Origin of the sequence: Kitasatospora sp. NPDC086801 (genome assembly GCF_044745805.1) — a bacterium.
Taxonomy (GTDB): Bacteria; Actinomycetota; Actinomycetes; order Streptomycetales; family Streptomycetaceae; genus Kitasatospora.
This window is the reverse complement of the sequence record NZ_JBIVAX010000007.1, coordinates 122,774-134,504: the sequence shown is the minus strand read 5'-3', so window position 1 is coordinate 134,504 and position 11,731 is coordinate 122,774. Positions and strand designations below refer to the sequence as shown.

Here is an 11,731-nt window from a genome sequence, read left to right as displayed (position 1 = left end):
CAATTCATGCTGTGGCAAGCAGCTTTGGTCGGCCCGCGCCGGTAGCATGCGCTGACGGATGGTCGTGCTGGACGGAGGGCGAGATGGACTGGTCGGCGGACGAACGGCTGGGGCGTCGCCGCCTGCTCGCCCGGGCCGGTGCGGTGGCGGTCGGCGGTGCGGTCGCCGGCCTGGCCGACGGCTCCGCCGAGGCGGCGGGCCGCCGGTCCCCGGATCCGGCAGGAGGTGCTGACGGGCCGGAGGACCGGGCGTTCGGGCCGGTCACGGTCCGCCCCGATGACTCCCGCTACGACAGCCTGCTGCGGGGCGACAACTACCGTTTCGTCGGCCGCCCGGAGGAGATCCGGCTGGTCGGCTCCACCGAGCAGGTGGTGCGGGCCGTCGCCGACGCCGTCCGCTCCGGGCGCCGGATCGCGGTGCGCAGCGGCGGCCACTGCTTCGAGAACTTCACCGGCGACCCGGCGGTGCGGCTCCTGCTGGACCTCTCTCCCCTGGACGCCGTCGGCTTCGACCCCGCGATGGGCGCCTTCGCCGTGCAGCCGGGAGCGACCCTCGGGCAGGTGTACCGGACCCTGTTCAAGGGCTGGGGCGTGACGATCCCGGCCGGCGGCTGCCCCGAGGTGGGCGTGGGCGGGCACCTGGTCGGCGGCGGGTACGGCCCGCTGTCCCGCCCCTACGGTTCGGTCGTGGACTACCTGCACGCCGTCGAGGTGGTGGTGGCCGACCAGGACGGGGCCGTCCGCGCGGTGGTCGCCACCCGGGACCCGGACGATCCGAACCACGACCTGTGGTGGGCCCACACCGGCGGCGGTGGCGGCAACTTCGGCGTCGTCACCCGCTACTGGCTCCGCACCCCCGGCACCCGCCCCCACGGCGACCCCGCGACACTCCTGCCGCCCGCCCCGGGCGAGCTGCGCAGATGCCTGGTCAGCTGGGCCTGGGACGAGAAGATGACGGAACAGGCGTTCACCGCCCTGCTGCGCAACTTCGGAACCTGGCACGAGCGCAACAGCGAACCCGACACCCCCGCGGCGAACCTGTACGCAGTTCTCATCGCCGGACACCGCAACACCCGCACCCTTGAGATGGTCGTGCAGATCGACGCCGGTCTCCCCGACTCCGACGCGGTGCTCAGCGACTTCGTGCACGCGGTGACCACGGGCGTGGGCGCCACCGATCCCGCCGTCCTCCGGGGTGTCATGCCCTGGCTGCCGTCCAGCACCTGGCCGGGCACCGGCGAGGCCGGCAACGCGATCACCCGACGCTACAAGGACAAGGCCGGCTACCTGCGCCGCTCCTTCACCGACTCCCAACTCGCCACCGCCTACCGGCATTTGACGAACGGGACGGGCGGTGCGGAGTGCGGCCTGCTCCTCGTCGGCTACGGCGGCCAGGTCAACGCGGTGCCCCCGCGCGCCACCGCCGTCGCCCAGCGCGACTCGGTCATGAAGGCCGTCTACTACACCGTCTGGGCCGACGAGTCGGAGGACGCGGCCCACCTGGCCTGGATCCGCGACTTCTACCGCGAGGTGTACCGCGACACCGGAGGCGTCCCCGTCCCCGGCGAGGTCAGCGACGGCTCCTACATCAACTACGCCGACGCCGATCTCGCCGACCCGGCGTGGAACACCTCCGGCACCCCGTGGCACGCCCTGTACTACAAGGACAACTACCCCCGCCTGCAACAGATCAAGGCCCGCTGGGACCCGTGCAACGTCTTCCGGCACGCCCTCGCCATCGAACCGCCCCAGCCGAGGTCGTAACCCCCGGCAGCGTCAACCACGCTTCCCGCCGCTGCGTCCGTACGGGTGGCGGCGGGCGCCGCCGCTTCCTCCTCGTTCGTGCACGGGGCTAGGTTGCTGGGCGACCGCTGGCCCGCTTCCCGGAGGACACCGATGGCCATCCCCGCCCTGGACCACTCGACGACCGACTACTCCCTGGCACACGCCTACTGGATGGCACGCGCCGCCGGGCTGGCCACCCTGGACCGGGACGGTATCGAGGCCCAGGCCCGCGCCTGGGGCTTCGACGAGGTCCGGCACTACGAGTCGACGCACCGGATGCCGTTCCCGATCGAGGACACCCAGGCCTACACCATGGCCAGCGACCGCATGATCGTCACCGGGTTCCGGGGCACCGAGGTCCTGAAGATCTACGACTGGCTGACCGACGTCGACACCCCGCCCGTCCCCGGGCCGGACGACAGGGGCTTCGTCCACTACGGCTTCAACCAGGCCCTGCGCTCCGTCTACCCACAGATCCGCGACACCATCCAGGAGCTGCGCACGAACGGGCAGAGCGTCTGGTTCACCGGCCACAGCCTCGGCGGTGCCCTCGCGATGCTGGCCGGCGCCCACCTCTACTTCGAGGACCCGCGCCAACTCCCGGACGGTGTCTACACGTTCGGCCAGCCGCGCACGTGCGAGCGTCTGCTCGCCCGCTTGCACAACACCGCGTTCAGGAACCGCTACTACCGCTTCGTCAACAACAACGACATCGTCCCCCAGCTCCCGCCCGAGCCGGTCTTCACCCACGTCGACGCCCTGCGCTACTTCGACGCCGACGGAAAGCTCCACGGCACCATGCCGCTCGTCGCGGGGCTGAAGGACCGGGTCAAGGGCTTCCGCCAGGACATGTTCGCCCCCGAGACCGACGGCATCAGGGACCACCACCTGCCGAACTACCTGGCCGCGTTCGAGAAGAACCTCGCCACCTCCGGCTGACAGCGGTACGAAGGGCCGGGGACTTCATCGACATCGGGAGCTGCTCATCCGATCGAGTGAGCGGAGGCCGAGAAGGGCGAGCGTTCGTCAAGAATGGCGCTCTGGGCATTGACGGCGGTGCTCGGGAAGGGGCCGGCGGTGGCTGAACGGCGTGGGAATGTCATGGTGTCCTCGGCGGCCTTCGCCGTCCGTCTCGCCTGGCTCGCCGACCGGCGGGCGCTGGTCCAGGTGGTCCTGGTGCAGGTGCTCCTGGCCGGCGCGGTGGCCGGGGGACTGGTGGTGGTGCAGACGGTGTTCGGGACGGTGCTCGCGAACGGTCCTGCGGCTGCCGGGCGGTCGCCCGCCGTGGTGCCGGCTGTCATCGTGCTGCTGGTGGCGGGCGCCGCGGCCGGTGCCCTGCGGCTGTCCGGGGCGGCGCGGATGGCGGTGCTGACGGTGAAGGTGGACCGCCTGGTGGCGGGGATGGTGCTGGAGGCGGCGGTCGCGGCCGAGTTGCCGCGGTTCGAGGAGCCGGACTTCCACGACCGGTTGCAGCGGGCGGTCTTCGCCTCGCGCCGCCAGCCCGCGATGGCCGTCGTCCTCCTCGTCACCGCCTTCCAGGCGGCCCTGACCGTGCTGGCGGTGGGAGGGGCGTTCGTGGTCATGGCCTGGTGGCTGCTCCCGCTCGTGCTGCTCAGTGCGCTGCCCGCGATCAGGGCGGCGGGCAAGGAGCGCAACGCCCACCACGAGCTGCACCACGGGCTGTCGGAGAACCGGCGGCTGCGGGAGTACCTCGAACAGCTGCTCACCGGCCGGACCGAGGCCCGGGAGATCCGGGCCCTGGACCTCGGGGGAGTGCTGACCGGGCGCTGGCAGGACCAGTACGCGCGCGAGATCCAGGACACCGAGTCCCTGCTGAAGGCCCACGCCCGGCGTCGGATGGGCGCCCAGGCCGCCGGAGGGGTGCTGACCTGCCTGGCGGTCGGCGGCCTGTGGTGGATGACCGTCAGGCACCTGCTGCCGCTGTCCGTGGCCGGCTCGGCCGTGGCGGGAGTGTGGCTGCTCTCGGTACGGCTCAACGCGTTCGCGGGCATGCTCACCGGCATCGGCGAGAACCTGCTCCGCCTCTCCGACCTGAAGGGCTTCACCGCCCAGACCCCCGGCGCACCGGCGGCGGCCATCCTGACGGCGGCCCAGCAGAAGTCTTCAGGCAGGCGGGAGTTGGGGCAGCTGCGGGCCGAGAGCCTGAGCTACACCTATCCCGGCGCGGACACTCCGGCCGTGCGGGAGGTGAGTCTGGAACTGCGGCCGGGGCAGGTCGTGGCGCTGGTGGGGGTGAACGGCTCCGGCAAGACGACGCTCGCCAATCTCCTGGCCGGGCTCTACCCGCCGGACAGCGGCCGCCTGCTGCACGACGGCACCCCGGTCACGGACCTCACGGCCCATCGGGCGCGGACCGCGGTGGTCTTCCAGGACTTCACCCGCTACCGGCTCCCGGCCATGGACAACATCGCCTTCGGCCGCCCCCACGCCACCGCCGACCTCCACCGCGTGCGGGAGGCGGCCCGGCAGGCAGGGGCGCTCGACTTCCTCGACGGGCTCCCGGACAGCCTGCACACCATGCTGGGCAAGGAGTTCACGGGGGGCGCGGACCTGTCCGGCGGGCAGTGGCAACGCCTGGCCCTGGCGCGCGCCTTCTACCGCGACGCTCCCCTCGTCATCCTCGACGAGCCCACGGCGGCCCTCGACGCCCACGCGGAGGACCAGCTCTCCACCCGCCTGCGCCAGCTCTTCGCCGGGCGCACGGTGGTGCTGATCTCCCACCGCCTGCGCAGCGTCCGCCATGCCGACCGGATCTACGTCCTGCAGGGCGGCCGGGTCGTCGAGGAAGGCAGCCACGAGGCCCTGCTGCGAGCGGGCGACCACTACGCGGCCCTCTTCCGCACCCAGGCCAGCGCCTACCAGGAGGCCGACACTCCGTGACCCCCGGACACCGGCGCCCCGTGACCCACGGAGATCGACACGAGCCCGCCGTGGAACGGTAGTTGACCTCCTGTGCACGAGCATCATTCGTGTGGGTGATAGACGCCGTGGCGGCCGGTCTCGCATCCTGTTCGCATGCTCACCTACCTGCAAGAGACGCGCCCCCTCACCCCCGACATGGAGACGGTCGCGGAGATCGAGGAGATCTTCACCGACGGCTTCATCGCCCCCACCGCCTGCCGGATCCAGGGCGAAGGCTGCACCGGATCCGTGGGCTGCTGCCCCGGACTCGTGTGCGTGTCCACCAACGGCTTCAGCGGCTTCTGTCAGCAGCCGTAAATGATGCTGCAACCGGGAGTGGTCGTCGCTGAGCTGGGCAGTGGCGGCGTCCTGCTGAACACCGGCAGGCCCGCCGCCGCCTACCTCAGCCCGACCGCTCTCGGTTGGCTTCGCGGCCGTCCGCCCGCCGCCGAACACCGCGTCCAGCACGCACACTGCTTCACCCAGTGGCGGGCCGCCGGCCTCGTCGCACCGGACGACGAGCCCGTCGAACCCGTGGTGTCGGGCGACTTGGAGGCGGAGGCCGCCGACTGCGCCGTGTCGGTGCCGCATCCGGTGCTCGTGGTGGCCATGGCCGCCGACTGCAGCTTCTGCACCCAGCTGACCGCCGACCTCGCGGCCAACACCCACAGTCTGCGGCGCCTGGACGCCTCCGTGCTCCTGGTCGATGCCGACAGCACCCGTCGGCTCGGCCGGCCTCTGACCGGACCGGTGCACGGGCCCCTGGCCCGCCTCGGCCGGCGCGCGGCGCACCGGGGCACTCCCACCGCGGTGCTCCTGGCCCCCGGCCGACCGGCCCGGGTACTCACCGGCTTCGACGAGGTGAGCCATGCCCTGGTCGCGCTCAGCGGCGCGGACCCGCAGGCCACGATCACCGAGGCGCCCACCAGTTGTTCGGTGAAGCTTGCCGCCCAGCCCGTCGACGCGGTCCTCACCGCCCGGGTCAACGGCACCCGCCTGGGCATCGCGGTCCGCGGCCGCGAAGCCCGCAGGATCGCCGAGACCGCCACCGGTGGGCTTCCCGATGACGGCTACACGCCGGTCACCCTCACCGTCGAGCGCCCCGGCACCTTCTACCTCCTCTTCCGGGGTGGCGAACTCCTCACCCGGGCCCGCACCCCCGTCGCCCTCCAGCAGACCCTCGACGCCGTCCTGGCGGGCTACGCGGGCCGTACGGGCCGTACGGGCCGTACGGGTCGTACGGGCTACGCGTCCGCGGAGCGCGGCACGATCCCGCTGCTGTGCGGGGCCGCCGTGCACGGCGGCGGGCAGGCGGTTCTCTTCCCCCGGACCTGGATGTCCGACCTCGTCAAACGCGCCCGGCAACTGGAACAGGCCGGCTGGCGGTTGCGGCCCGAGCCGTACACCACGCTGTGGACCGCCCCCGGCACCGCTGTCCTCCGGCTGCCCGTCGCCGCCGGCCCCGGACGCGGCGATCCCGGACGCGGCGATCCCGGACACGGTGGCCCGGCCGTCACCGCGGTCCTGACCGAGCCGCCCCGGACCGGCACCCCACCGACCCGGGCCTGGCTGCTGGCATCCATCGTCAACTGGATCGCCCGCCCCGCCACCGAGGGCGCCGTCCGCACACTGGCGGCATCCCTGGAGCCCCTGCCCGTACACACGGGCACCTGGCAGGAAGCCCTCACCCACCTGACGCGCCCCCACACCTCCGGGGAGGACCCCTGCGGCGGGCCCGTCCCCGCGGACGGCCGGAAGGAACAGCCGGCGCCTCGCCGGTCGGAGCGGTGCGCACGGCCATCCGGCACCGGTGGAACCGTCCACCCCGTCCACCCCGTCCACCCGCACGCCTGACCCGCTTCCGGGCGGGGCAGCGGCCCTCTCTCCCCCCGCCGCGCCCCATGGCGGGGACCGGGGGCGCAGTCATGCGAACGGGCCGTCGGACGCCGGCCTCCGTGCTCGTGGACGGATCGGGAGGGGTGCTACCGGGTGCTCGGACCGGGATGCCGATGGGGCAGCATGGTGCCCGACCACCGCCGGGATCCGTGGCGCCTCCGCGCCTGCGCGGGCACGCATCCCCGCCTGAACGGAAGACATCTTCGTGACCGACACCGCCGCCGTCCTCACCGAGCAGATCCGGGCCCGTCTCGCCGGGTACGAGCGCCGGTTCAACACGCTGTCCGAGCAGTACTTCCAGGGCCTGGCCGCGGCCTTCGACGCCCCGTCGTTCAGTCGGTTCACCCCGGACTGCCTCGCTCTGCTGCGAGACCTGTCGCTGCGCGGTGGCAAGCGGATGCGGGTGGCCCTCCTCTTCGAAGCCGCCCGCCTGGTGACCGCCGAGCCCGTGGCGGGGCTGGACGACGCCGCGCTGAGCATCGAACTGCTCCAGACCCACGGGCTGGTCCACGACGACATCATCGACGACAGCCCCACCCGCCGAGGCGGGCCCTCCACCTACTACGCCTACCGGGAGCGGTTCCCCGACCGGCCGCAGGCCGCGCTCGGGCTCGCCCTCCTCGCCGGCGACCTCGCGCTCGCCCTGTCCCTCCAGGTCCTCCTTGATTCCCGGGCCCCGCTCCCGGTCCGACAGGCCATGGTCGAGGTGCAGACGCGAGCGGCATCGGCCACGTTCGTCGGCCAGATCATCGACCTGGAGCGGGACTTCACCGCGGACCCGGACGAGGACGTGCTGCACGACGTGGCCGACTACAAGACCGCCCGCTACTCGGTCCTCGCCCCGCTCCAGTTGGGACTGCTCGCCGCAGGCGTCCAGCCCGCCCTCCATGACGAGGAACTGCGGCGCTACGCCCGGCTGGTGGGGATCTGCGGGCAGATGCGCGACGACTACCTGGACCTCTTCGGCGACGCGGCCGCCATGGGCAAGCCCACCGGAACGGACATCCGGGAGGGGCGGCGCAACTACACCGTCCGTGCCGTCCTGGTGGCGGCCACTGACTCCGAGCGGGCCCTGGTGGAGTCCGCACTCGGCGACGGAGCCTGCACCGAGGAGACCATCGCCGCCATCCGCGCCATCGCCCACCGCCGCGGCGTCCCGGAGAGGATGCGGGCGGACATGCGGCGCTGCGCGCACGCGGCGGCCACGGAAGCCGCAGGATGGCGTCCCGGGTGGCGGGAGGAGGCCGTCGCGTTCTTCGAATACCTGCCGAGGTGGAGCGTCGAGCGAGTCCGATGAGGTGACGTGGGCCCGGGCGGCCTCGGGGCCCGCGGGGCGGGGGCGTTCATCGCGAAGCCCCAGCCGGCTTCCGCCAGCCGTCCGGCTTCGAGCTGCCATTCGGCGAGCATCGCGCGGTGGCGTACGCGGGCCCGCCGGTACACCGTGGGACGAACCTTCTCGGAGTGCTGGAGCGCGCGGATCGCTCCTTCGCGGTCGCCGAGTTCGTAGGTGACCTGGGCGACGTGGTACGAGAGCGAGGAGGGGTCGTAGGAGCCGTGGGCCTTGGCCTTGGACTCGGCCTGTTCCATGGCGACTTCGGCTGCGCGGAGCATGGCGAGCGCTCCTGCGCGGTCGCCGGTCTGGGCGAGGGCGTGGGCCTGGAACGGGGCGATGTTGTTGACCATGAATGCGGCGGCCATCGGGCGGGCCGGGTGTGACCGGCGGCCAGGGGGTCGTCGGCCTGGGTGGTGCGGGCGAGCCGTAGGTGTTGCAGGGTGCGGGGCCGGGTTGCCCGGCGGTGTCGATGATGGAGATCATGCCGATTCAAGAGCCTTCCCAGCGCGACACCGTCCCCGGGGGAGGCTGCTGCGGAACCGGGGGTGAAATATTCGCCCGTGGCGGGCCGGGGCCTGCTAGACTCCTTTCAGTTGCAGTAGTGGTTCCCATGAACTTTGTGTGCGCCTGCTGATGTTTCGCAGGCGCGTTTTTGTTTCCCGGTTCTTCCCCGGGTGGGTGCTCATCGCGGTGACTCGAAGCCTGCATGGTGCGGGCTTCGGACAGTCCCTTGAAGGAGATTTTTTTATGGCTAATGGCACTGTGAAGTGGTTCAACGCGGAAAAGGGCTTCGGCTTCATCGAGCAGGAGGGTGGCGGCCCGGACGTCTTCGCCCACTACTCGAACATCAACGCCAACGGCTTCCGTGAGCTGCTCGAGGGCCAGAAGGTCGAGTTCGACGTCACGCAGGGCCAGAAGGGCCCGCAGGCCGAGAACATTCGTCCGCTGTAGTTTTTCTGCCACGGCACCCGCCTAGCAGCGATGGGGCCCGCACCGCGTACATGATGCCCGGTGCGGGCCCCCTCGGCATTGCGTCACGACGCATCCCCGGCCGTTCAGGCCCCCTGGCTCCGCCACCGGCGGCCATCCCCACGCGAGACGCACAGCGTCGCGTCCGGATCGGTGCCCTGCCGTGACAGCTCACGGTTCGAGGTCGTTCGCTCCCGCCCCTTTCGGTGAGCGCCGACCGTAGGTGACGTGCCGCACGGTTCTACCGTCCACGCTCCGCCCGTCACACTTCCGGCCCGTTCCCTTGCGGTCTCCGTCGGCGCCCCGCGCCACGGGGCCTTCCTCGTGACGTGCCGCACTGAGGAAGGTTTTCGCATGAACCGCTCCAGTCGCTCCTCGTACCAGAACGCCAACTCCCGCTCCGGCGGCGGCTCCTTCTACGGCTCCCGTCCGGCCGGCGGCCGGCGCTCCTCCGATCGGGGCCACCGTCAAGGGTCCTCCCCGCAGGGCGAGTTCGCGATGCCGGTGAGCACCACCCCGGCGCTGCCGGCCGTCGAGTCGTTCGACGAACTGGACATGCCCGCGGCCCTGTTGAAGATGCTGACCCGGCAGGGCGTCACCTCGCCGTTCCCCATCCAGGCCGCGACGCTGCCCAACTCGCTGGCCGGCCGCGACGTCCTCGGGCGAGGCCGCACCGGCTCCGGCAAGACCATCGCGTTCGGCCTCGCCGTACTGGCCCGCACCGCCGGGCAGCGGGCCGAACCCCGCCGCCCGCTGGCCCTGGTGCTGGTTCCCACCCGCGAGCTCGCGCAGCAGGTCACCGAGGCGCTCACCCCCTACGCCCACGCCGTGCGCCTGCGGATGGCGACCGTGGTGGGCGGGATGTCGATCGGCCGCCAGGCGCAGACGCTGAACCGCGGGGCGGAGGTCGTGGTGGCCACCCCCGGCCGGCTCAAGGACCTGATCCAGCGCGGCGACTGCCAACTGGACGGGGTCGGCGTCACCGTCCTGGACGAGGCCGACCAGATGGCCGACATGGGCTTCCTGCCCCAGGTCACCGAGCTCCTCGAACAGGTCGCCGAAGGCGGCCAGACCATGCTGTTCTCCGCCACCCTGGACCGCAACGTCGACCGCCTCGTGCGGCACTTCCTGAACGACCCGGTCACCCACTCGGTGGACCCGTCCGCGGCGGCGGTCAGCACCATGGAGCACCACGTGCTGCACGTGCAGAACCACGACAAGAACGCCACGATCGCCCACATCGCCTCCCGCGACGGCGGGGTGATCATGTTCACCGACACCCGCGACCGTGCCGACGCGCTGGTCGAGGACCTGCTCGCCAACGGGGTGAAGGCCGCGGCCCTGCACGGCGGCAAGTCCCAGCCCCAGCGCAACCGTACCCTGGAGCAGTTCCGCACCGGGCAGGTCACCGCGCTGATCGCCACCAACGTCGCCGCCCGGGGCATCCACGTCGACGGTCTCGACCTGGTCGTCAACCTGGACCCGCCGAGCGACCACAAGGACTACCTCCACCGGGGCGGGCGCACCGCCCGGGCCGGCGAGTCCGGCACCGTCGTCACTCTCGTCCTGCCCAGCCAGCGCCGCGCGATGGCCCGCCTGATGACCACCGCCGGCATCACGCCCGTCACCACCAGGGTCCTCGCCGGCGACGAGGACCTGACCCGCATCACCGGCGCCCGCGTCCCCACCGGCGTGCCCGTCGTCATCGCCGACCCCGTCGTCGAGCGTCCGCGCCGCAGCGCGTCCACGAGCCGCGGACGCCGCGGACGCCCCGCCTACACCGGCAGCGACACCCGGACGGCCTCCGGCCGCGACAACCAGGCCTCCTCCGGCCGCCGCCGGGCACCCCGGCGGGTCGCCCTCGCCGCGTAGCACCCCAGCGGGCCCGGCTCACGATGCGGACCGGGCCCGCGCAACCCGCCGAGGTACGCCACCCGGTTCTCACGACCGCCGCACACGGGAACCGGAACCGGCCCCTCGGCCCGCGCCCCCGCTCCGACGCACGCCGCCCAGCCGCCCCACCGCCAGTGCCCCGATCATCCCCGGCCCCGGCGGAAGCGACACGAAGGAGTCCGCCCATGACCATCACCCTCGAACACCACGCGACCACCGCCACGGTCGGCGACCTCATGAAACATCCGGAGCTGCAGATCAGCGACGACATCATGGTCGACACCGCGATGGACATCCTGCAGAGCTCCGGCACCGACCACCTGCTCGTCCGCGACGACGACGGCCGCTGCGCCGGGCTGCTGACCCGCCTGCACCTCGCGCCGTTCCAGGCCCGGTCCTGGTACACCGAGCGCACCCCGGTCCGCGATGTCGTCCTCGACCGCGCGCCCTTCGCCACCGCCGACATGCCCGCCACCACGGCCGCCGCCGCCATGCGCTCCCGCGGCCTGGACGCGTGGCCGGTGGTGGACCACGACGGCCACGTCATCGGCCTGCTCAGCTTCTAGGACAGACCCGCACACGCCACCGCGCCGGCACGATCTCCAGCGCCGCAGCCTGAATGACCCGAGCAACGAGCCTGGTGGTGAGCCGTCAGCCGGTGGCGAGGCAGTCGTGGACGACCTCGGGCCGGCCGAGGGGTGAGGTCGGTGAGCAGGTGGCTGGCCGACACGATTTCCAGGACCGGCAACGGCAGCTGATCAACGGCATACGGTTCCGGACCCGTACGGGCATACCGTGGCGGGATCCAACCCGAGCGGGACGGGCCGTGGGAGACGGTGTACGGGCTGGCCCGCCGTTGGCAGTGCGACGGCATGCGGCACCGGATCGTCGAGCAGCTCGGGGCGGAGGTGAGCTGTGTGGTGAGGGGGGTTGC

Annotated in this window: 10 protein-coding genes; all 10 read left to right on the top strand. The window is 72.3% G+C overall.

Going from position 1 to position 11,731, the window contains the following annotated elements; genetic code table 11:
- The first annotated feature begins 83 nt into the window (after positions 1-83).
- Positions 84-1,763 (top strand): FAD-binding oxidoreductase, encoded by a 1,680-nt coding sequence (locus ACIPLC_RS11660; RefSeq protein WP_400472779.1) that lies wholly within the window; start codon positions 84-86, stop codon positions 1,761-1,763.
- 132 nt (positions 1,764-1,895) lie between these two features.
- Positions 1,896-2,723 (top strand): lipase family protein, encoded by an 828-nt coding sequence (locus ACIPLC_RS11655; RefSeq protein ID WP_400472778.1) that lies wholly within the window; start codon positions 1,896-1,898, stop codon positions 2,721-2,723.
- A 138-nt stretch (positions 2,724-2,861) separates the two neighbouring features.
- Entirely contained in the window at positions 2,862-4,685 is a 1,824-nt protein-coding gene (locus tag ACIPLC_RS11650; protein ID WP_400472777.1) for an ABC transporter ATP-binding protein, read from the top strand.
- Between the two features lie 135 nt (positions 4,686-4,820).
- The gene (locus ACIPLC_RS11645; protein WP_400472776.1) at positions 4,821-5,024 is read left to right on the top strand and encodes a hypothetical protein; all 204 of its coding nucleotides are present in this window, start codon (positions 4,821-4,823) and stop codon (positions 5,022-5,024) included.
- Positions 5,025-6,560, top strand: a complete 1,536-nt coding sequence (locus ACIPLC_RS11640) for a hypothetical protein (RefSeq protein WP_400472775.1) — start codon at positions 5,025-5,027, stop codon at positions 6,558-6,560.
- 247 nt (positions 6,561-6,807) lie between these two features.
- Positions 6,808-7,899: a polyprenyl synthetase family protein gene (locus ACIPLC_RS11635; RefSeq protein WP_400472774.1), complete on the top strand. Its 1,092-nt coding sequence runs from the start codon at positions 6,808-6,810 to the stop codon at positions 7,897-7,899.
- Between the two features lie 164 nt (positions 7,900-8,063).
- Entirely contained in the window at positions 8,064-8,318 is a 255-nt protein-coding gene (locus tag ACIPLC_RS11630; protein ID WP_400472773.1) for a hypothetical protein, read from the top strand.
- A 364-nt stretch (positions 8,319-8,682) separates the two neighbouring features.
- Positions 8,683-8,886, top strand: coding sequence for a cold-shock protein (locus tag ACIPLC_RS11625; protein ID WP_030918248.1), 204 nt, complete (start codon positions 8,683-8,685; stop codon positions 8,884-8,886).
- A 372-nt stretch (positions 8,887-9,258) separates the two neighbouring features.
- Entirely contained in the window at positions 9,259-10,776 is a 1,518-nt protein-coding gene (locus tag ACIPLC_RS11620) for a DEAD/DEAH box helicase (RefSeq protein ID WP_400472772.1), read from the top strand.
- A gap of 206 nt (positions 10,777-10,982) precedes the next feature.
- Positions 10,983-11,363: a CBS domain-containing protein gene (locus ACIPLC_RS11615; RefSeq protein WP_400472771.1), complete on the top strand. Its 381-nt coding sequence runs from the start codon at positions 10,983-10,985 to the stop codon at positions 11,361-11,363.
- The last annotated feature ends 368 nt before the right edge of the window (positions 11,364-11,731 follow it).